This window comes from Rhodoferax bucti, assembly GCF_005876985.1.
Taxonomy (GTDB): domain Bacteria; phylum Pseudomonadota; class Gammaproteobacteria; order Burkholderiales; family Burkholderiaceae_C; genus Allorhodoferax; species Allorhodoferax bucti.
Genome location: NZ_VAHD01000004.1, coordinates 15,959 through 34,731, shown reverse-complemented (window position 1 = coordinate 34,731; position 18,773 = coordinate 15,959). Strand labels below are relative to the sequence as shown.

The window sequence follows — 18,773 nt, the reverse complement described above, 5'->3', positions numbered from 1 at the left end:
TTCGCCCACCTGCTGCGATAAGGACCCTGCGTGACCCATCTGCTGAATCTGTTTGCTGCCATTGCGTTATTGGTGTGGGGGACTCAGCAGGTGCGCACCGGGATTCTCCGGGTCTTCGGTGCCAACCTGCGCACCATCCTGGCACGCAGCGTCAGCAACCGGTTTGCCGCCGTCGTCTCGGGCATCGGCGTGACCGCCGTGGTGCAGTCCAGCACCGCCACCGCACTCATTGTGTCGTCCTTCGTAGGCCAGGGCTTGGTGAACCTGCCCTCGGCGCTGGCTGTGATGCTGGGCGCCGATATCGGCACCAGCTTGATGGCCGTGGTGTTTTCCCGCGACCTGTCCTGGCTGTCTCCCTTGTTCATTTTTGTGGGGGTGGTGCTGTTCATCTCCAAGCAGTCCACCACGGCCGGGCGAGTGGGCCGCGTGCTGATCGGGCTGGGGCTGATGCTACTGGCCTTGAAGCTGGTAACCCAGTCCACGGCGGTACTCACGCAGGCCGCCACCGTGAAAGCCTTGCTCGGCAGCCTGAGCAGCGATTTGTTGCTGGAGCTGCTGGTGGGGGCCACGCTGGCGGTGGTGTCGTACTCCAGCCTGGCCATTGTGCTGCTCACGGCCACCCTGGCCAGCACGGCCGTGATTCCGGTGGATGTTGCCCTCGGGCTGGTGCTGGGCGCCAACCTGGGCAGCGGGCTGCTGGCTGTGCTGACGACCCTGCACGCCAACATCGAGACCCGCCAGGTGCCCTTGGGCAATCTGGTGTTCAAAGTACTGGGCGTTTTTGCGGTGTCGCTCTTTCCAGGCCTGTGGCTGCGCGTTGCCGGCCCCTACATCGGCGATGCAGCCACCCTGGTGGTGGGCTTTCACCTGGCGTTCAACGTCGGCGTGGGCATTGCGTTTATCGGCATCACCCAAGTTGTGGCGCGCTGGGTGGAGCACTGGCTTCCCAAGCCCGACAAAACCACCGTAGCCGGCCGCCAGCGCCACCTAGACCCTACCGCGCTGTCCACCCCCAGCCTCGCCATCTCCTGCGCCGTGCGCGAAGCCATGCACCAGGCCGATGTGGTGGAAGCCATGCTGCTGGGCAGCATCAAGGTCATGAAGGACAGCGATGTGCATCTGGCCAAAGAGCTGCGCAAAATGGACGACACGGTGGATGAGCTGTACAGCGACATCAAGTACTACCTGACCAAAATTTCCCGCGAAGCCTTGGGCGAAAACGAAGCCAAGCGCTGGACCGACATCATCAGCTTCACCATCAATATGGAGCAGATCGGGGACATCATTGAGCGGGTCATTCAAGACATTGAAGAGAAAAAAATCAACAAAGGCCGCCAGTTCTCCGAAGCCGGCCTGGCCGAAATTTGCGAACTGCATGCCCGCCTGGTGGACAACCTGCGCCTGGGCATGAGCGTGTTTCTGAACGGCAATGTGCGCGATGCCCGCCGCCTGCTGGAAGAAAAAACCAAGTTCCGCGACCTGGAGCGCCAATACGCCGCCACACACATCGCCCGCCTCTCCGACAACACGCTGCCCAGCATTGAGACCAGCTCGCTGCATCTGGACTTGATCAGCGATCTGAAGCGGATCAACTCGCACATCTGCTCCATCGCTTACCCGATTCTGGACTCCGCAGGTGAGCTGGCGCCCAACCGCCTGCGCCTGCCGCAGGAAACCACGGGGCGCTGAAAAGCGGCCGGGTTTGAGGCGCATCAAACCCCGGCGGGGCGGTTTTTCGGGGGGATGCCTTAAACTCGCAGCTCTCTGCGCGCCCGACTCTGCCCGGCAGTGCGCCCGCTCTGCCTGAAAGCTCCCCTATGCATACCACTACCCGATCAAGCCTGCTGCTGGCAGCGCTGCTGACTCTATTGCCCTGCTCCGCAGCGCTGGCCCAAAGCGTGGTCATCGCCCAGAATGGCGCACCGGCCGCTGAGGCCACCCCGGCTGCCAACGCCGTCAGCACCCAGTTCAACAAAGCGGTCAACACCGATGAAAACTGGTATTTCTCCTGGGGCTACAGCCGCCAGCAGTACGCGCCCTCGGACATCCGGGTGACCCAACCCGAGCTGGGCTACGACTACACCGTGCGCCAGGCCAAGGGCAGCGACTTCCCCTCCAGCGTGGGCGACAGCCTGAGCTCGCTGTTCAACCTCGACTTCACCAACCCGCAGGAAAACATCCGGATCGGCAAGTTCCTGAACCCCGAGAAGACATTTGCGGTCGAGCTGAACATCGACCACAGCAAGTACAACGTGGATTACGGCCAGACCGTGGCCGTGGATGGCACCGTGACCACCCCGGGCGCCACCTCGTCGATGACCATCACCCCGCAGAACTTCAACTACGCGCTGCACAACGGCCTGAACCACATCATGGTCAACGCGGTGTGGTTGCACCGCCTGCGGGGCCCCGAGCAAAAACCGGGTGACTTGCAGCTGATCAGTCGCGTGGGCGCCGGCATTTTGCTGCCGCACGCCGACAACATTATTTTCGGCAACGCCAACGAGGTGGGCCCGAAGAATGAAAACGTCTGCTGCTTCAAAAAGAACGATTGGTGGCAGATCAACGGCTGGACAGCCGGTGTGGAAGTGGGCTTGCGCTACCGGGTTTACAAGTCGATGTTCGTCGAGCTGACCAACAAAATCGCCTACGGCGTGCTGCGCGGCGTGCCGGTGTACAAGGGCACGGCAGACCAAACCCTGTGGATGAATGAGCAGGTGTTGTCGGCCGGTTTCGTGTTTTAAACCTGCCTAACTCCCCAAAGCAAAGGGCACACCCTCTGGTGTGCCCTTTTTTATGGTCGGGTGCCGCTTACAGCGTGAGGATGGTGCAACCCGTGGTCTGGCGGGCTTCGAGGTCTTTGTGGGCCTGCTGCACGTCTTCCAGGGCGTAGCGCTGGGCAATGTGGATCTTCACCTTGCCGCTGAGCACCACGTCAAACAAATCGTCGGCCATGGCCTGGGTGCTTTCGCGGGTGGCAATGTGGGTAAACAGGGTTTGGCGGGTCACATAAATAGAGCCCTTGGCGCCCAGGATGCCGGGCGCAAAAGGCGCTACCGGGCCGGAAGCGTTGCCAAAGCTGGCCATCAGGCCAAAAGGAGCCAGGCAGTCCAGCGACTGCTCCCAGGTGTCTTTGCCGACCGAGTCGTACACCACCTTGACGCCCTTGCCGCCGGTGATCTCCTTGACGCGGGCCGCAAAATTTTCTGCTCTGTAATTGATAGCATACTCCGCACCATTGGCAAGCGCTAGAGCACATTTTTCTTCAGAACCCGCGGTGCCGATCAGGCGCAAGCCCAACGCCTTGGCCCACTGGCAGGCAATCAGGCCCACACCGCCGGCGGCCGCGTGGAAGAGCACAAAGTCACCCGCCTGCAAGCCGCCTTGTGGCAAGGTGCGTTTGAGCAGGTACTGGGCGGTCAACCCCTTGAGCATCATGGCCGCACCGGTCTCGAAGCTGATGCCGTCCGGCAGCTTGCACACGCACTTGGCGGGCATGACCCGCACTTCGCAGTAACTGCCGGGCGGGTTGCTGGCATAGGCGGCACGGTCGCCCACCTGCAGGTGGCTCACGCCCTCGCCCACCGCCTCGATCACGCCGGCAGCCTCCATGCCCAGCTGCACCGGGAGCTGCTGCGGATACAGGCCGGAGCGCTGGTACACGTCGATAAAGTTCAGCCCCACCGCGTGGTGGCGGATGCGCACCTCACCCGGGCCGGGCTCGCCCACCGTGACCTGCACCAACTGCAGCTGCTCGGGGCCGCCATGCTGGGCGATGTGGATGGCGCGGGATGTCACTGAACTCATGCTGTGTGTCTCCAGACGAAGGTTGTTAAAAGTATGCACAACATGGTGCCAGAAAACTGCTGTCACCGCAGCGCAAGGCTCATAGGCAGCACCTTGCTACAGTGCAGGCCATGACCCAACGCCTGACCCCGACTGCCGCCCTCCTGCTGGTGATTCCCCCCCTCATGTGGTCCGGTAACGCGGTGGTAGGCCGCCTGGTGGCCCCCCTGATTTCACCCATGACGCTCAACCTATTGCGCTGGGCCATTGCGTTTTTGATCTTGCTGCCCCTGGCCAGCCGGGTGCTGCGCCCGGATAGCGGCCTGTGGCAACAGTGGAAGCGCTTTGCGCTGCTCAGCCTGTTCAGCATCGGCGGCTACAACGCGCTGCTTTACCTGGCCCTCAACACCTCCACCGCCATCAACGTGACGCTGGTAGGTGCCAGCACCCCAGTGTGGATGCTGCTGATCGGGCGGGTGCTGTTCAAGGTGCCGGTATCGCGCCGGCAGATGCTGGGCGCGGTGCTGTCGATTGCCGGGGTGCTGCTGGTGCTGGGGCGGGGGGACTGGCAGGTGATCAGCCACCTGCGTCTGGTGCCGGGGGATGTGTATGTGCTGCTGGCGTCTATCGCCTGGGCCACCTATAGCTGGCTGCTGGCCCACCCCACCCCGGAGTCGGCCGCCATCCGCGCCAACTGGTCTACGTTTTTGCTGGGGCAAATTGTGTTCGGCCTGGGCTGGTCCCTCGCCTTCACCAGTGGCGAGTGGCTGTTGACCCCTGCCCACATCGACTGGAGCGCCTGGCTGCTCGCCGCGCTGGCTTTCATTGCCGTGGGGCCGGCCGTCATCGCCTACGGCGCCTGGGGCGCCGGTGTGTCACGCGCGGGGCCGGCCGTGGCAGGTTTCTTCATCAACCTCACGCCGCTGTTCACCGCGGTGCTGTCGTCCATCTTCATCGGCGAGGCACCCCGGCTCTACCACGCAGCGGCGTTTGTGCTGATTGTGTCGGGCATCGTCATATCGTCCCGCAAGTAAGCCGACCGGCGGGCCACGCCCGCCACTTTCAACCCGTTTTCTCGGGCACGTAGCGCGCACTCAAGCCCAAGATGGTGGCAGCCACCACCACCACGGCCATGGCGGCGGTGAGCGAGGCGTATTGGGCAATGGTGCCGATCAAGGGCGGCCCCACCATGAAACCGGCGTAGCCGATGGATGACACTGCCGCAATCGCCGCGGCGGGCGTGGTGCCCGGCACCCGGCTGGCTGCGCCATACAAAATCGGCACGATCATCGCGAGGCCCGCCCCCACCACGCCGCAACCGGCAATGGTGATCCACGGATTAGGCCCCCACAACACCACCAGCATGGCCAGGGCGGTGACGGTGCCGCTGGCGCGTATGAGGCGCTGCTCGCTGTAGCGGGCCCGCAAGCGGTCCGCGGCAAAACGCATGACGGCCATGGCCCCCGCGCAGGCGGAGTACCCCACCGCCGCCAGCTCATGCGACATGCGCACCTCCTGCTGCAGGTAGAGCACGCACCAGTCAAACATCACCCCTTCGGCACTCATGCCGGCAAAGGTGAGCAAACCCATGATGAGCAGCGCACCGCGCGGCCAGGTGAAATGCACCTTGGCCTCTTCGGTCGCCGGGGGCGTGGGCAGCATCCAGCGTGAGCCCACCACAATGCACACCGCAACGACTGCGCCCACCCCGGCAAGCTGCCAAGAGGCCGGCACCCCGCGCCCGATCAGGGCCGATGCCATGGCCGCGCCCCCCATGGCCCCCAGGCTGAACATGCCGTGCAAGCTGCCCATGATGGGGCGCCCACCCGCCGCCTCCAGCGCCGAGCCTTCGGTATTGATGGCCACGTCATACACGCTCAACGACGCGCCCAGCACCAGCATGGACGGCAACAGCCAACCCAGCGAAGGCCAATGCAGCACCAAGCCCAGCATGCCAGCCATGACCACCGCGCAGACCATGGCCGTATTGCGGGCCCCCAAGCGGCCTATGGTGCGCCCGGCAAAAAACAAGGCCGTGACCGCCCCCATGGCCAAGGCCACCAGCACCAAGGACAAGGCCGCCTCGCCCAGCGCGTACTGCTGCTTGACCGACGGAATATGCACCCCCCATACCGCACTAAAAACACCCAGCACCGTGAACAAGCCCCGCGTGGCCCAAATAGCTGCGCGAATTTGCGCAGGACTGCCGTGAATATGATTAATCTTGGTTGACATGAAAATACAAAAAAAAGCCCTGATAGCGCCAAAATAGCGCAAGCAGCAGAGCCATAGCGTAAGGGCTTGGGCCAGCAGCAGCAATCTTCATCCATGCCAGCAAAATGACAAAAGTAGCAAAAAACTTAACTCCGTCACTCCCCGACTGCTGCAGCGTGGCCGCCATTGGCCCCGACCACCCCCAGGCCACCGCGCAGGCACAGCGCCTGCGCCATGCCTTAGCCGACTTTGTGCGCCGCGCCGCAGACGGCAGCCTGCGCCTGGTGCAGCCCCCGCCCCACACCGGCTTGACGACGCGCGGCGCAGGCCATATGCACCTCAACGCCGAGCTGTTTTTGCAGGTGCAGGGCTACACCGAGTTCCGCTTTCCCCAGGGCCAGGTGCTGCTGCAGGCGGGCGAGGCGCTGGTGGTGCCGCCCAAGCTGCTGCACGACGAATGGGTGGGCAGTGCCCAGGAGCAGCCGTTTTTCAACATCGTGGTGCATGCGGACCACCAGAGCTTGTCGTGCCACTCGGCGATCGAGCTGCCCGCCGGACGGCCCGCCACTTTTTTTCTGGAGAGTTTTCAGGGGGTAGAGGCCGCACGCATCGAGACCTGGCTCAACGACGCAGCCAAGCCCCCGCCCCAAGACGCACACGGGCTATGGCCGCTGCAGCAGCGGGCGCTGGTACTGACCGCCTTGTCGGCCGTCGCCCGCCTGCTGGATACGCCGCAGGCAGCGGCCTCCAGCGAGCTGCCTTTGCTGGCGCGGCTGCGGGTGGCGGTGCAGAACCGACTGGGCGATACCGAGCTGACGGTGGCCGCTCTGGCGCAAGAGTTGGGCTGCACGGCGGACTACCTCTCCAACCTGTACAGCCGCAGCACCGGCGAACACCTGTGGCAGGTGGTGCTGCGCCAGCGTCTGGTGCGGGCCTCGCGCCTGCTGGCGGAGAACGATTCAGCGGTGAAAGAAATTGCCTGGTGCTGCGGCTTTGCCAGCGCCAGCCATTTCATCCGCAGCTTCCGGCAGCAGTTCGGCATAACACCTAAAAGCTACCGCGCCCAAGCCCGGGCTACGGTGCCGGTGGTTGAAAAAGCGATGCCCTAAAAAGGACCGCCCTAAAAAGTGCCACCGAACGCCCCGCCATCCACCAGCACGTTCTGGCCGGTCATGTAACCGGCCTGCTGGCTGCACAAAAAGGCGCAGACCTGGCCGAACTCGGCCGGCGTGCCGTAGCGGCCCACCGGAATCTGGGCCTGCTGCAAGCGGCGGATGTCTTCCACGCTCTGGCCGGTTTTGGCCGAGGTGGCTTTCACCGTGGCGGCAATGCGGTCGGTGTCGAACTTGCCGGGCAGCAGGTTGTTGATGGTCACGCCCTTGGCAGCGAGGCTGCTGCGGGCCACGCCGGCCACAAAGCCGGTCAGGCCGCTGCGCGCACCGTTGGACAGGCCCAAAATGTCGATAGGCGACTTCACCGCGCTGGAGGTGATGTTGACGATGCGCCCGAAGCCGCGTGCGGCCATGCCGTCCACCGTGGCCTTGATGAGCTCAATGGGCGTGAGCATGTTGGCGTCCACCGCCTTGATCCAGGCCTCGCGGTCCCAGTCGCGGAAGTCGCCGGGCGGCGGGCCGCCGGCGTTGGTAACCACGATGTCAAAGTCCGCACGCATGGCAAACACCGCCTCACGCCCGGCCACGGTGGTGATGTCTTGGGCACAAAAAAGCACTTCAGCGCCCGTCTTGTCTGCGTAAGCAGCTCTTAAATTCATAGCGGATTGTTCCAGGGCCTCCGCACCCCGCGCCACGATGAGCAGGTTCACGCCCTCGGCGGCCAGCGCCTGCGCGCAGCCCAAGCCCAAGCCTTTGCTTGCGCCGCACACCAATGCCCATTTGCCTTTGATTCCCAAATCCATCTTGCGTTCTCCTTTGTTGCACAAACACCCAGCGCCTCAGCGCCGGCTGCTCACCACGTACACCCCCAGCAGCACCAACACGGTGCCGCCCACAACCCACAGGTTCATGGGCTCATCCAGCAGCAGCACGCCCATGAGGATGGTGGACATAGGCCCCACCATGCCCACCTGCGCGGCCAAGCCGGAGCCTATGCGCTCAATGGCCATCATCACCATCAGCACCGGCACCACCGTGCAGGCTGTGGCGTTGAGCAGTGAGAGCCACAGCACCTCGGGCGCCACGGCAAAAGCAGTGTTCAGCGGCCGCAACAGCACAAATTGCGCAATGCACAGCACGCAGGCCACGCTGGTGGCCAGCCCCACCAGCCGCAGCGATCCGAGCCGCTGCACCAGCTCACCGCTGTAGCTCAAATACAGCGCGTAGCTGATGGCGCTGCCCAGCACTAGCGCGGCGCCCAGCGCCACATGGCCGCCAGCCAGCGTCACCTCGTGGCCGAACACCAGCAGCACGCCGCCATAGCTGATGGCCATACCCACACCCTGAGCCACACTCACCTTGCGGCCATACAGCGCAACCCCCAGCAACACCACCAGGGTGGGGTTGATATACAAAATCAGCCGCTCCAGCGAGGCAGAGATATAGGCCAGCCCCGCAAAGTCCAGAAAGCTGGCCAAGTAGTAGCCGGTAATGCCCAGCCCCAGCACACCCAGCTTGTCGTGGGTGGTGAGCGGCACCACGGTGTGGCCGGCCCGGCGGGCACGCGGCCCCGTCCACCACACGATGGCCAAAAAGAACGGCAACGCCATCAACATGCGCAGCATGATGAGGCTCACCGCATCCACCCCGGGATAGCGGTAGGCCAGCTTGACGATGATGGCTTTGCCGCTGAAAGCAATGGCACCGGCAATGGCCAACGCCAGACCGGTTGCTATGGATTTAGGAGCTGCTTGCGCAGATTGCACGGGCGCCAAGGGCTAATTTCCCTTCAAACCCTGGCGCAGGCGCTGCACCAGCGTCACACCCGCCAGCACCAGGGCACCAGCGGCGATGCCGATCAACCCGTCCCACACAAAGCCCAGGGGCAGGCCTTCGGTGAGGTGGTGCAAAAACGGCAGGCCGTGCACCAGAATGCCGCCCCCCACCAAAAACATGGCGGCTGTGCCGGCCACAGACAGCACCTTCATGAGCAGCGGCGCCGCACGCAGCAAGCCGCGCCCTAGCGCCTGCGTGAAACCGCCTTCCGGCGTGGCGGAGGGGCGGCGGGTCAGGTACAGGCCCAGGTCGTCAATCTTCACGATACCGGCCACCAGTCCGTACACGCCCACCGTCATGATGAAGGCCACACCAGCCAGCACCATGAGCTGCGTGGTCCAAGGGCTGGTTTGCACCGTGCCCAGCGTGATGGCAATGATTTCGGCCGAGAGGATGAAATCGGTGCGGATGGCGCCCTTGATCTTGTCTTTCTCCAGCGCCACCAGGTCCACGGCAGGGTCTTGCAAGGCGTGCATCAGCTCGGCTTCGTGGGCCTGGTCGTCTTCTGCGCGGTGCAAGAACTTGTGGGCCAGCTTCTCAAAACCTTCAAAGCACAAAAAGGCGCCGCCCACCATGAGCAATGGTGTCACCAGCCAGGGCGCCACGATGCTGATGACCAGGGCCGTCGGTACCAGAATGAGCTTGTTGACCAGCGAGCCCTTGCACACGGCCCACACCACCGGAATTTCGCGCTCGGCGGATACACCGGTGACCTGCTGCGCATTGAGGGCTAGGTCGTCACCCAGCACACCGGCCGTCTTTTTAGCGGCCACCTTGCTGAGCACGGCAACGTCGTCCAGGATGGTGGCAATGTCGTCAAGAAGGGCAAGAAGGCTGCTGGCCATGGTGGTTACAAAGTGCTGTTGAAACGACGATTGTCACCCGTTTGGCGTATGCCCCTCAGGGCTTACCCCCACAGGGCTGGCGCAAAGCTTGCTGGAGAATGGAAAACAAAAGCGGTACCGCTCCCCACCATGTCTGCCACTGTCACACAAGAACGTCTTGCCCCGCCCTCTGCCCCTACGGTGCTCGACATCGAAGCCTCCGGCCTGGGCCGCAGCAGCTACCCCATCGAGGTGGGCTATGTGCTGCCCGACGGGCACGCCTACTGCACCCTGGTGCAACCCGAGCAGGACTGGACCCACTGGGACGACAGCGCCGCCGCCCTGCACCGCATCACCCGCGAGCTGCTGCAGCAGCGCGGCCTGCGCGCCCGCGAAGTGGCCACCCGGCTCAACACCCAGCTGGCCGGCCAAACGGTGTACACCGACGGCTGGGCCAACGACTTCACCTGGCTCAATGTGCTGTTTGAGGCCGCCGGCATGACGCCGCGCTTCAAGCTCGAAAACCTGCGAGGGCTTCTGACGGAGGAGGAGGCCGCGCAGTGGCACATCGTCAAAGCGCAAATCGCCAGCGAGCGCGGCACCCAGCGGCACCGTGCCAGCTCGGATGCGCGGCTGCTGCAGCTCACCCTGCAGCGTTTGAGGTCGGGTTAATCCGCACGTTTTTTGGGCGCGCACCTCCAGGCCGCACGCGTCAAAGCACAGTAATATCTGCCGGCACACCCCACACATGAGGAGACACCGGCCATGGCCATCACCGTAGAAATCAACCTGGGTTACGAATTTGATGTGAAGGCCAAGGCCAGCGAGGTGTTCGCGGTGTTGTCCGACGTGCCCGCCTCGGCCAGCCACTTCCCCAAGGTGGACCAGTTGGTCGACCTGGGCGATGGCGCCTACCGCTGGGAAATGGAAAAAATCGGCATCGCCTCCATCACTCTGCAAACGGTGTACGCCTCCAAATACACCTCCAACAAAGCCAAGGGCACCGTGAGCTGGACGCCCGTCAAAGGTGAGGGCAATGCCCTGGTTGCAGGCAGCTGGAAGATCACCGACAACAAAAAGTCCACCAACATCGTGCTGGAGATTCAGGGCGAACTCACCCTGCCCCTGCCGGGCCTCATGAAAATGGTGGCCGGCCCGGTGGCCGAGGCCGAGTTTGAAAAGCTGGTGGAGCAGTACATCGACAACCTCACCCAGCATTTCGGCGGCGAGGCCTGAGGCTCGCGGCCTCAGCCGCGCTTGCGGGTGATGGCCATCCAGCAGTTCATGCAACGCCAGCGGCCCGGCGCCAATTCCACCCCGCCCTCGGTGGGGCGCTCCGACTGGCAGCGGCCGGAGCAAAACCGGTAGTGGTTGGATTCCCTGACCACCAGGCTGTGGTTCGCACTCAGTACATGGGCCGTGGTGGATGGGAAGATGGTTTGCATTCGTTGTCGCCTCGGGGTTTTGGAATCAAGTACACGTTTATCGCCAGGCCATGCTAGTGCGCGTGTTTGACAGTTCTGTGGCCCCACAGACCCGCCCATGCGGGTTATCCACGAGCAAGTAAAATCGGGGGTATGACTAAGCCACCCTCCAAAACCAAAATTCTTGAAGACGGCCTGCGCTACAAGTCCAAAGTCGGGGGCTCCCCCTTCATGACAGCGTCCAGCACCGGCCCCTCCACCATGTCCTGCTTCTTGTGCGGCAAGCACCGCCCGCGCAACGAACTCAAAACCCGCAAACTGATCGGCAAATCCCAGACCGTCTGCGACCCCAAGTGCGGCTGACGCAGGAACTCTCCCGCCTCTACCGGGTGCCACACCCGGCCCACGAAGCCCCCACCAGCCTGGTCGGCGCCGATGGCCATGTGCGCGCCCTTGTTCTCGAAATCGCCCGCCCAGCCGACTGGGCAGCCTTGTCTGCCGCATGGCAAGGCGCACAAGCAGACTTGGAACTGCCCGCCGCAGCCATTGCGGTATCGGGCACCGAGGGGTTGCAGCTGTGGTTTTCGGTGAGCGAGCCGGTGCCGGTACTCGAGGCCGCAGCGTTTTTGCAAGGCCTGCACCGCCGCTACCTGCCCGGCGTGCCTGCCAAGCGAGTACACCTCTACCCGCAGCCCGCCAGCGACGCCGCCCAGGTGTGGGTGCATGCACCGCAAGTGCCCGCACTCCAAGCAAGCGGCAACTGGTCCGCCTTCATCAGCGCCGACCTGCCCGCCGTATTTGCCGACGAGCCGTGGCTAGACCTGCCCCCCAACCCCGAGCAGCAAGCCGACATACTGGGCCGGCTGCGCTCCATCACGCGGCCCCAATTCCAACAAGCCTTGGCGCTGCTAGGCCCTGCGCTGCGGCCTGAAGACACTGCACCTTCGGTGCGTGCCGCAACGGCTACAACGGCGCAAGAGATGGAGAGTACCGGCCCCCGAGCGTTTTTGCTGCGAGTGATGAATGACCCGCAGATCGAGATGCAGCACCGGATTGAAGCCGCGAAGGTGCTGCTGGCGCATGGGGCGGGAGCGAAAGCAGGTTGAGCCTTGGCGGGGTTGTGGGCGGTGCTCAGGCATTCGACCGCACAAGGCAAACTCCCGTGGCTGCCCATCGGCCTATCACCCGTCTCAACCGGTCGATGCTACTTACGCACCTGGTTGCCGATGTACCCCCCGATAGCGGCACCGCCCACAGTACCTAGGCTGCCGCCGCCAGTGAGGATGGAGCCGGCCACCGCGCCCACTCCGGCGCCGGTGACGGTGTTCCGGTCGCGCGCCGACAGATTGGCGCAACCGCTGGTCAACAGGGCCACCACGATGACTGAGCTGGTGAGTAGGGATTTGGCGATTGATTTCATAACAGCCTTTTGTGCAGAAAAATGATGTGCAGGTAGACCTGCATTCCAAAGCGCTCCGCGTGCGAGCCGTGAGCGCGTAAGGCGGCATCATCACCCCGCAATTCCGCCCGTGCGGGCCGAATTTGTATCGGTCAGTGTCTGTATCGCGCCTGAGACATGTGTTGATACAACTATCGGAAGCGGATGGTGGCCGACCGCTCGAAAGGCTTGGGGTAGCCCAGAGCACCGATACAGAGTCCATTCAGCCTCTAGCGCCCGCAGAACCTGTGCGAGCAGCTCCTAAATCAATAGCAAATCAATCGGGGCGCTTGCCATAGCGCTGCGCCAGCACCGCGCACACCATGAGCTGGATTTGGTGAAACAGCATCAAGGGCAGCAACATCATGCCCACCTGCGGCGCGGCAAACAGCACTTTGGCCATGGGCACGCCACTGGCCAAGCTCTTTTTAGAGCCGCAAAAAACGATGGTGATTTGGTCTTCCAGCGCAAAACCGAGCTTGCGGCTGCCCCAAGTGGTAATAGCAAGCACCAGCGCCAGCAGCGCGCAGCAGGCCAGCACCAACACCAGCAGTGTGAACACCGGCACCCGGCTCCACAGCCCTTCGATCACCGCCGCACTGAAGGCGGTGTAAACCACCAGCAGGATGGAGCTTTGGTCCACCATTTTGAGCGTGGCCGCATGGCGCTTTACAAAGCCACCCACCAGCGGTTGCAACAGCTGGCCCAGCGCAAACGGCAGCATCAGCTGCTCCATGATGTGGATCACCGCATCCAGCGCGCTCCCCCCCGACAAGCCGCCGGGCACCACCAGCCAGCTCACCAGCAGCGGCGTTACGAACACGCCTATCAGGCTGGAAGCTGACGCGCTGCACACGGCCGCTGCCACATTGCCCCGCGCCATGGCCGTGAACGCAATGGCGGACTGCACCGTGGCCGGCAAGGTGCACAAAAACAGCATGCCCACCGCCAGCTCGGGGCTCAGCGTCCAGGCGAACACCGGCTTGAGCAGCAGCCCCAGCAGTGGAAACAACCCGAAGGTAAAGCCCAGCACCAGCAGGTGCAGCCGCCAGTGGCTCAGGCCGGCCACCACATTGGCGCGAGAGAGCTTGGCGCCGTGCATGAAAAACAGCAGGGCAATGGCGGCGCTGGTGATCCATTCAAACGCCTGGGCCGTGCCGCCTCGGGCAGGCCACACGCTGGCCAGGGTGACCACGGCCAGCAGGATCAGGGTGAAATCGTCAGGGAGAAAGCGGGGGCGTTGCATGGAGACAGAGCATAGCTGCCGGTGCGCCCCCGCAAAGAGAGGCAGTTAGTTCAAGGGGCGCTTGAGGCGCATTTCCTCGATCTTGACCGCACCGATCTGCACGGTCTTGGCGGTATTCATCTCGCGCTTGAAGCCAGCGAGCTCGTGGAAGCGCATGGCGCGCTCGTTGGCAATCGGCAGCCAGATACTGACGTTGGCACAACCCTCTTCGAGCAAGCCTTCGCGGGCAGCATCCCACAGAGCCAGTCCCACGCCTTTGTCCCAGTGGCTGGAAGCCACATAAATGGCCCAGATTTCGCCCATAGTGGGGGGGGTGCCCTTGTCGCGGGAGCGGTCAAAACCCACGAATCCGACGATCTTGTCGTCATCCATGGCCACCTGAACCTGGGGTTCGGCGTACTCAATCGCTTCGCGCCAGTAAGCCTGGCGCTTGTCCAAGGGGGTTACGGGAACCGGTGTATCGGCCAGCATGCTTTTGAAGGCTTCGCGAACAGAAGAGTTGTGGAGCTCAGCGATGGCTTTGGCATCACGTAGTGTGGCGGGGCGAACCTTGAAAGTAGTCGTACTGGACATGTCTAACGCAAACTCAAGCAAAATTGAAAAAAAGAGCGTGATTGTCGCAGCATTCGGGAAACTACCCAATTGGCCCTTTTTTCAGGTCTTCGATGAACGCCCCATTCCCCCCTGCAACGACCGATGCTGAGCATGTGCGCCACGTCGTCAAACTGCTCCCCTTGCACCGCGAATTCACCGCCAGCACCACGCAGAGCCTGCTGCAGGCGGCCTTGCAGGCGGGCATTGAGCTGCCCAGCTCTTGCCGCAACGGCACCTGCCGGGCCTGCATATGCCGGGCGCTCTCCGGCACCGTGGCCTACCCGATGGCTTGGCCGGGTCTGAGCGCGGAAGAAAAAGCCGAGGGCTGGTGCCTGCCGTGTGTGGCCAGGGCGCAGTCCGACCTGGTGCTGGAGCAGCCGCTGGCGCTGGCATTGCCCGGCTGAGCCTCCGTACAAACACGGGGGTCCCACCCCTGCGGCACCTAGGGTCATCACCATTGCCGCTTGAAGGCCCTGCACCCAACAATGCCCTGAAGCACTATCAGGGACCACCATGAGCACCACGATCACTGTGCAGCCGGCCGACCTGCCCCTGGCCTGCCTGTACCGCTGGGAACGAGAACGCCCCGACGCCATTTACCTCTCCCAGCCCATGGGGGGCGGACAGGTGCTCGACATCACCTGGGCGCAAGCCGCTTCGCAGGTGCGGTGCATGGCGAGCTGGCTCAAGGCCCAAGGCTGGCCCGCAGGCAGCCGGGTGGCCATCATCGGCCAAAACAGCGCACACTGGATTCTGGCGGACCTGGCCATCGTGATGGCAGGCTATGTGTCGGTGCCCATTTACCCCACCTTCAACGGCGAGGCGCTGAGTTACATCCTGCTGCACAGTGAGAGCAAGGCCCTGTTCATCGGCAAGATGGACGACACCCGCAACCTCGATGTCGGCATTCCCCCTGGGCTGCCGCTGATCGCGCTGCCGTTGGCACCCGGCATGCACGCGCACCAATGGCAAGAGCTGGTGCGCGCAGCCACCCCCATGGCCGCCAGCCCACAGCCGCCGGGCGGGCAGACCAGCACCATCATTTACACCTCCGGCACCACCGGCAAGCCCAAGGGCGTGGTGCACACCTTTGACTCGATGGCCTGGGGCGTGTCGTGCGCCACGCGGCGAGTACCCATGCACAGCGGGGACCGCTACATCTCCTACCTGCCCCTGGCCCACGTGGCCGAGCGCATGCTGATTGAGCAAGCCTCGCTGCGGTACGGCGGGCGTATCTTTTTTGCCGAATCGCTGGACACTTTTGTGCAGGACTTGCAGCGGGCGCGGCCCACCATCTTTTTCTCGGTGCCGCGCTTGTGGGTCAAGTTCCAGCACGGGGTGCAGTCCAAGCTGCCCGAGCACAAATTGCGCGTGCTGCTGCGCATCCCCTTACTGGGCAATGTGGTGCGCCGCAAAATTTTGAAAGGCCTGGGCCTGGACCAGTGCCGGCTTGCGGCGGGTGGCGCCGCCCCCATGCCTGCGGATGTGCTGCAGTGGTACCGTGCCCTGGGCCTGGACCTGATCGAGGTGTACGGCATGACCGAGAACAGCGGCGTATCCCACTCAACCCTGCCCGGCTCCCGCCAGACAGGTAGCGTGGGACTGCCGTATGACGGCATTGAGAGCCGGATTGCGCCAGACACCGGCGAAATCCAGATGCGCTGCCCGGCCTTGATGAAAGGCTACTACCGCAACCCAGAACTCACCGCAGAAGCTCTCACTGAAGATGGCTGGCTGCGCACCGGCGACAAGGGCCAGATCGACGCAAGGGGCTACCTCTCCATCACCGGCCGGGTCAAAGACCTGTTCAAAACCAGCAAGGGCAAATACATAGCGCCCGCCCCCATTGAAGACCGGCTGGTGGCCCACGATGCGATTGAGGCCTGCGCCGTCACCGGGGCCAACTTCCCGCAGCCGTTTGCCATCGTCATGCTGTCACCGGAAGCCCTGCAACAAAGCCACTCGGCAGAAGGCCGCGCTGCGCTGGAGGCCCAGCTATCCAAGCACCTGGCATCGGTCAACCAGCAGCTGGAGCCCCACGAAAAGCTGGACTTTCTGGCGGCCTCCACCATCCCCTGGACGGCTGAAAACGGACTGGTCACGCCCACCCTCAAAGTCAAACGCAGCAGTATCGATGCGGCCTACGGCGCCCACTTCACCAGTTGGTCGGCGGAGCGTCAAGCCGTCTGTTGGGCGGACGGGCCCGCCTAGACGGGCTGCGGTAAGCTAGCTCTCATGCGAGCAAGCCTGACCCTTTTGAAGCGCGGTGCATTCACTGCGCTTTTTTCTTGGTGCGCCCTGGGGGCCATCGCGGTGCCCACCAGTGCCTCGGCCTTTGACAACAGCATGGCCGAGCGCACCCGTGCCTGCACCGCCTGCCACGGCGAGCAGGGCCGCGCCGGGCCGGATGGCTACTACCCTCGCCTGGCAGGCAAACCCGCCGGCTACCTTTACCACCAGCTGCAAAACTTCCAGCAGGGCCGGCGGCAATACAGCCTGATGCAAGGCCTGATTGCGCCCTTAAGCGACGAATACCTGCGCGCCATAGCGGAGCACTTTGCCAGCCTGCATATTCCCTACCCGCCCCCCGCAGCCGCCACCGCGACGAAGGATGTGCTCGCCAAAGGCAAAGCCCTGGTGCTGGAGGGCGACAAGGCCCGCCAGATTCCGGCCTGCGTGCAGTGCCATGGCAGTGCACTCACCGGCGTGAGCCCCGCCATCCCCGGGCTGCTGGGTTTGCCGCGGGATTACCTCAACGCCCAACTGGGCGGCTGGCAAACCGGCCTGCGCAAAGCCCATGCACCCGACTGCATGGCAACCATTGCCAAGCGGCTCAATGATGAGGATGTGAATGCGGTATCGCAATGGCTGTCCTCACAACCGGTGCCTGCCAACGCGACCCCGGCCACCACCCTGCCTGCGCGCCCGGCGGGGTCCCCCGCCTTGCCGGAATGTGGGAGCGCGCCATGAGCCGCGCCCATTTTTCGTTACGCCGGCTGGTTGCGCTGGGTGGCCTGCTAGTCGCAGCGGGAGCAGTCAGCTTTGTGCTCTGGGCCGAATACGCGGCCCCTGCCATGCGCCAAGCCGCCCGGGGACAAACAGTGCCCGTGCAGGGAGACAGCACTCCCGCCACGATCCAGCGCGGCGCCTACCTCGCACGCCTGGGCAACTGCATGCAATGCCACACCAGCCGGGGCGGGCCGGCCTACGGCGGTGGGGCGCCGCTCACCACGCCCTTCGGCACGGTGTACAGCAGTAACCTCACACCCGACCCAGCCACGGGTCTGGGCGGTTGGACCTCTGAGGACTTCTGGCGCGCACTGCACCACGGCGAGCGCCCGGACGGCACAGTGCTCAGTCCGGCCTTCCCCTACACCAGCTTCACCCGCATAGACCGGGCTGATGCGGACGCCCTGTTTGCCTACCTGCAAACCCTACCGCCGGTCACCGCATCGCGTCCAGCCCACCAGCTGCGCTGGCCTTTGGGTAGCCAAACGGCGTTGAACGCTTGGCGCCTCTTGCACTTCAGCCCGGCAGACACCTCCATCGACACCCACCAACCAGAATCCGTATCCAGCCCGCCCTCAGCGCGGCGTGGTGCCTACCTGGTGCAAGGCCTGGGCCATTGCGCCGAGTGCCACACCCCGCGCAATGCCTTGGGCGGCCTGCGCAGCAGCGCAGCCTGGAGCGGCGCAGTGCTGCCGGATGGCCAGTGGTACGCCCCCGCGCTCAACGACGCCGGGGAAGCCGGACTCAGTGCGTGGGCCACCGAAGACATTGCCACCCTGCTCACCCGGGGCCAACACGGCACGGCCTTTGTGTCTGGCCCCATGGCCGAAGTGGTGCGCAACAGCACGCAGTACCTCAGCCCGGACGATGCCCGCTCCGTCGCGCTCTATTTGCAAACCCTGAACAACGGTGCCACGGCGTCATCCGCCGGCGAAACCCGCACCAGCAGCCCCGCCTACCCGGCAGGCGCCCGCATTTACGACAATCAATGCGCCCAATGCCACGGCAAACAAGGCGAAGGCCAAGACGACGCCTACCCCGCACTCGCAGGCAACCGCGCCGTGCGCATGGCCAACACCAACAACCTGGTACTGGCCGTGCTCCATGGGGGCTATGGCCCTTCCACCCCGGCCAAACCACAGCCCTTTGGCATGCCGCCCTACCAACTCACCCTGAGCGACGCCGACCTCGTCAGTGTGCTTAACCACATCCGCAGCAGCTGGGGTAACCAGGCCGCGCCAGTGACTGAGTTTGATATAAACAAGATTCGCAACGCCCCCACCCGCTAGG

Annotated in this window: 22 protein-coding genes; 12 read left to right on the top strand and 10 right to left on the bottom strand. The window is 63.9% G+C overall.

All coding sequences use genetic code 11. The features are described from left to right. The first annotated feature begins 30 nt into the window (after positions 1-30). Both FDM28_RS14670 and FDM28_RS14665 read left to right on the top strand, forming a co-directional pair. The gene (locus FDM28_RS14670; protein ID WP_138516426.1) at positions 31-1,689 is read left to right on the top strand and encodes a Na/Pi cotransporter family protein; all 1,659 of its coding nucleotides are present in this window, start codon (positions 31-33) and stop codon (positions 1,687-1,689) included. Between the two features lie 128 nt (positions 1,690-1,817). Beyond that, positions 1,818-2,744 carry a hypothetical protein gene (locus FDM28_RS14665; RefSeq protein ID WP_138516424.1) on the top strand — a complete coding sequence of 309 codons (927 nt, stop codon included), beginning with the start codon at positions 1,818-1,820 and terminating at the stop codon, positions 2,742-2,744. Between the two features lie 67 nt (positions 2,745-2,811). Here FDM28_RS14665 and FDM28_RS14660 read toward each other — a convergent pair whose 3' ends face one another. After that, positions 2,812-3,807: a quinone oxidoreductase family protein gene (locus tag FDM28_RS14660; protein ID WP_138516422.1), complete on the bottom strand. Its 996-nt coding sequence runs from the start codon at positions 3,805-3,807 to the stop codon at positions 2,812-2,814. Positions 3,808-3,917: 110 nt separating this feature from the next. Between FDM28_RS14660 and FDM28_RS14655 the strand changes: the two genes are divergently transcribed. Next, complete coding sequence (locus FDM28_RS14655) at positions 3,918-4,820, top strand: DMT family transporter (protein WP_138516420.1); 903 nt, start codon at positions 3,918-3,920, stop codon at positions 4,818-4,820. A 28-nt stretch (positions 4,821-4,848) separates the two neighbouring features. On the opposite strand, the gene FDM28_RS14650 is transcribed toward FDM28_RS14655, so the two are convergent. After that, complete coding sequence (locus FDM28_RS14650) at positions 4,849-6,021, bottom strand: MFS transporter (RefSeq protein ID WP_138516418.1); 1,173 nt, start codon at positions 6,019-6,021, stop codon at positions 4,849-4,851. Beyond that, positions 6,005-6,187: a hypothetical protein gene (locus FDM28_RS17700; protein WP_170211794.1), complete on the bottom strand. Its 183-nt coding sequence runs from the start codon at positions 6,185-6,187 to the stop codon at positions 6,005-6,007. Before FDM28_RS17700 ends, FDM28_RS14650 begins: the two co-directional genes overlap by 17 nt. On the opposite strand from FDM28_RS17700, the gene FDM28_RS14645 reads away from it, so the two are divergent. Continuing rightward, positions 6,177-7,109, top strand: a complete 933-nt coding sequence (locus FDM28_RS14645) for a helix-turn-helix transcriptional regulator (RefSeq protein WP_240792029.1) — start codon at positions 6,177-6,179, stop codon at positions 7,107-7,109. The genes FDM28_RS17700 and FDM28_RS14645 overlap by 11 nt on opposite strands. Positions 7,110-7,120: 11 nt before the next feature. On the opposite strand, the gene FDM28_RS14640 is transcribed toward FDM28_RS14645, so the two are convergent. From FDM28_RS14640 to FDM28_RS14630, 3 genes are read right to left on the bottom strand one after another with little or no spacing between them, the layout of a single operon-like run. Beyond that, positions 7,121-7,915 (bottom strand): SDR family oxidoreductase, encoded by a 795-nt coding sequence (locus FDM28_RS14640; RefSeq protein ID WP_138516414.1) that lies wholly within the window; start codon positions 7,913-7,915, stop codon positions 7,121-7,123. Between the two features lie 36 nt (positions 7,916-7,951). Next, positions 7,952-8,878, bottom strand: a complete 927-nt coding sequence (locus tag FDM28_RS14635; protein ID WP_420853032.1) for a DMT family transporter — start codon at positions 8,876-8,878, stop codon at positions 7,952-7,954. A 12-nt stretch (positions 8,879-8,890) separates the two neighbouring features. Next, entirely contained in the window at positions 8,891-9,793 is a 903-nt protein-coding gene (locus FDM28_RS14630) for a DUF808 domain-containing protein (protein ID WP_138516412.1), read from the bottom strand. A 129-nt stretch (positions 9,794-9,922) separates the two neighbouring features. Between FDM28_RS14630 and FDM28_RS14625 the strand changes: the two genes are divergently transcribed. Together FDM28_RS14625 and FDM28_RS14620 are read left to right on the top strand one after the other, a co-directional pair. After that, positions 9,923-10,444: a 3'-5' exonuclease gene (locus FDM28_RS14625; RefSeq protein WP_138516410.1), complete on the top strand. Its 522-nt coding sequence runs from the start codon at positions 9,923-9,925 to the stop codon at positions 10,442-10,444. Positions 10,445-10,537: 93 nt separating this feature from the next. Beyond that, positions 10,538-11,008, top strand: a complete 471-nt coding sequence (locus FDM28_RS14620; RefSeq protein WP_138516408.1) for an SRPBCC family protein — start codon at positions 10,538-10,540, stop codon at positions 11,006-11,008. A gap of 11 nt (positions 11,009-11,019) precedes the next feature. On the opposite strand, the gene FDM28_RS14615 is transcribed toward FDM28_RS14620, so the two are convergent. Further along, positions 11,020-11,217 (bottom strand): hypothetical protein, encoded by a 198-nt coding sequence (locus tag FDM28_RS14615; RefSeq protein WP_138516406.1) that lies wholly within the window; start codon positions 11,215-11,217, stop codon positions 11,020-11,022. Between the two features lie 132 nt (positions 11,218-11,349). Here FDM28_RS14615 and FDM28_RS14610 point away from each other — a divergent pair, with 132 nt between their 5' ends. Continuing rightward, positions 11,350-11,559, top strand: coding sequence for a hypothetical protein (locus FDM28_RS14610; protein WP_138516404.1), 210 nt, complete (start codon positions 11,350-11,352; stop codon positions 11,557-11,559). Further along, entirely contained in the window at positions 11,550-12,302 is a 753-nt protein-coding gene (locus FDM28_RS14605) for a hypothetical protein (RefSeq protein WP_138516402.1), read from the top strand. The genes FDM28_RS14610 and FDM28_RS14605 overlap by 10 nt, the downstream gene beginning before the upstream one ends. Positions 12,303-12,400: 98 nt before the next feature. Here FDM28_RS14605 and FDM28_RS14600 read toward each other — a convergent pair whose 3' ends face one another. The 3 genes from FDM28_RS14600 to FDM28_RS14590 form a co-directional block, all read right to left on the bottom strand. Beyond that, a complete protein-coding gene (locus tag FDM28_RS14600; protein ID WP_138516400.1) occupies positions 12,401-12,616 on the bottom strand; it encodes a glycine zipper 2TM domain-containing protein in 216 nt (71 codons plus the stop codon). A 295-nt stretch (positions 12,617-12,911) separates the two neighbouring features. Next, positions 12,912-13,880: a bile acid:sodium symporter family protein gene (locus FDM28_RS14595; protein WP_138516398.1), complete on the bottom strand. Its 969-nt coding sequence runs from the start codon at positions 13,878-13,880 to the stop codon at positions 12,912-12,914. A 45-nt stretch (positions 13,881-13,925) separates the two neighbouring features. Continuing rightward, complete coding sequence (locus FDM28_RS14590) at positions 13,926-14,453, bottom strand: GNAT family N-acetyltransferase (RefSeq protein WP_087496704.1); 528 nt, start codon at positions 14,451-14,453, stop codon at positions 13,926-13,928. A 92-nt stretch (positions 14,454-14,545) separates the two neighbouring features. Here FDM28_RS14590 and FDM28_RS14585 point away from each other — a divergent pair, with 92 nt between their 5' ends. The 4 genes from FDM28_RS14585 (at position 14,546) to FDM28_RS14570 (ending at position 18,772) form a co-directional block, all read left to right on the top strand. After that, on the top strand, positions 14,546-14,878 hold the full coding sequence (locus tag FDM28_RS14585; protein ID WP_138516396.1) for a 2Fe-2S iron-sulfur cluster-binding protein: 333 nt from the start codon (positions 14,546-14,548) through the stop codon (positions 14,876-14,878). Between the two features lie 109 nt (positions 14,879-14,987). Further along, positions 14,988-16,685 carry an AMP-binding protein gene (locus tag FDM28_RS14580; protein WP_138516395.1) on the top strand — a complete coding sequence of 566 codons (1,698 nt, stop codon included), beginning with the start codon at positions 14,988-14,990 and terminating at the stop codon, positions 16,683-16,685. 24 nt (positions 16,686-16,709) lie between these two features. Further along, positions 16,710-17,444 carry a c-type cytochrome gene (locus FDM28_RS14575; RefSeq protein WP_138516393.1) on the top strand — a complete coding sequence of 245 codons (735 nt, stop codon included), beginning with the start codon at positions 16,710-16,712 and terminating at the stop codon, positions 17,442-17,444. After that, complete coding sequence (locus tag FDM28_RS14570) at positions 17,441-18,772, top strand: c-type cytochrome (protein WP_138516391.1); 1,332 nt, start codon at positions 17,441-17,443, stop codon at positions 18,770-18,772. Before FDM28_RS14575 ends, FDM28_RS14570 begins: the two co-directional genes overlap by 4 nt. Position 18,773: the final 1 nt, after the last annotated feature.

Bases quoted from the DNA above. Each gene is read 5' to 3' on its own strand.
- FDM28_RS14590 (WP_087496704.1), bottom strand. From the start codon at position 14,453: ATGTCCAGTACGACTACTTTCAAGGTTCGCCCCGCCACACTACGTGAT.
- FDM28_RS14665 (WP_138516424.1), top strand. From the start codon at position 1,818: ATGCATACCACTACCCGATCAAGCCTGCTGCTGGCAGCGCTGCTGACT.
- FDM28_RS14640 (WP_138516414.1), bottom strand. From the start codon at position 7,915: ATGGATTTGGGAATCAAAGGCAAATGGGCATTGGTGTGCGGCGCAAGC.
- FDM28_RS17700 (WP_170211794.1), bottom strand. From the start codon at position 6,187: ATGGCGGCCACGCTGCAGCAGTCGGGGAGTGACGGAGTTAAGTTTTTT.
- FDM28_RS14585 (WP_138516396.1), top strand. From the start codon at position 14,546: ATGAACGCCCCATTCCCCCCTGCAACGACCGATGCTGAGCATGTGCGC.
- FDM28_RS14650 (WP_138516418.1), bottom strand. From the start codon at position 6,021: ATGTCAACCAAGATTAATCATATTCACGGCAGTCCTGCGCAAATTCGC.
- FDM28_RS14600 (WP_138516400.1), bottom strand. From the start codon at position 12,616: ATGAAATCAATCGCCAAATCCCTACTCACCAGCTCAGTCATCGTGGTG.
- FDM28_RS14620 (WP_138516408.1), top strand. From the start codon at position 10,538: ATGGCCATCACCGTAGAAATCAACCTGGGTTACGAATTTGATGTGAAG.
- FDM28_RS14630 (WP_138516412.1), bottom strand. From the start codon at position 9,793: ATGGCCAGCAGCCTTCTTGCCCTTCTTGACGACATTGCCACCATCCTG.
- FDM28_RS14610 (WP_138516404.1), top strand. From the start codon at position 11,350: ATGACTAAGCCACCCTCCAAAACCAAAATTCTTGAAGACGGCCTGCGC.
- FDM28_RS14655 (WP_138516420.1), top strand. From the start codon at position 3,918: ATGACCCAACGCCTGACCCCGACTGCCGCCCTCCTGCTGGTGATTCCC.
- FDM28_RS14575 (WP_138516393.1), top strand. From the start codon at position 16,710: ATGCGAGCAAGCCTGACCCTTTTGAAGCGCGGTGCATTCACTGCGCTT.
- FDM28_RS14660 (WP_138516422.1), bottom strand. From the start codon at position 3,807: ATGAGTTCAGTGACATCCCGCGCCATCCACATCGCCCAGCATGGCGGC.
- FDM28_RS14615 (WP_138516406.1), bottom strand. From the start codon at position 11,217: ATGCAAACCATCTTCCCATCCACCACGGCCCATGTACTGAGTGCGAAC.
- FDM28_RS14595 (WP_138516398.1), bottom strand. From the start codon at position 13,880: ATGCAACGCCCCCGCTTTCTCCCTGACGATTTCACCCTGATCCTGCTG.
- FDM28_RS14580 (WP_138516395.1), top strand. From the start codon at position 14,988: ATGAGCACCACGATCACTGTGCAGCCGGCCGACCTGCCCCTGGCCTGC.
- FDM28_RS14570 (WP_138516391.1), top strand. From the start codon at position 17,441: ATGAGCCGCGCCCATTTTTCGTTACGCCGGCTGGTTGCGCTGGGTGGC.
- FDM28_RS14625 (WP_138516410.1), top strand. From the start codon at position 9,923: ATGTCTGCCACTGTCACACAAGAACGTCTTGCCCCGCCCTCTGCCCCT.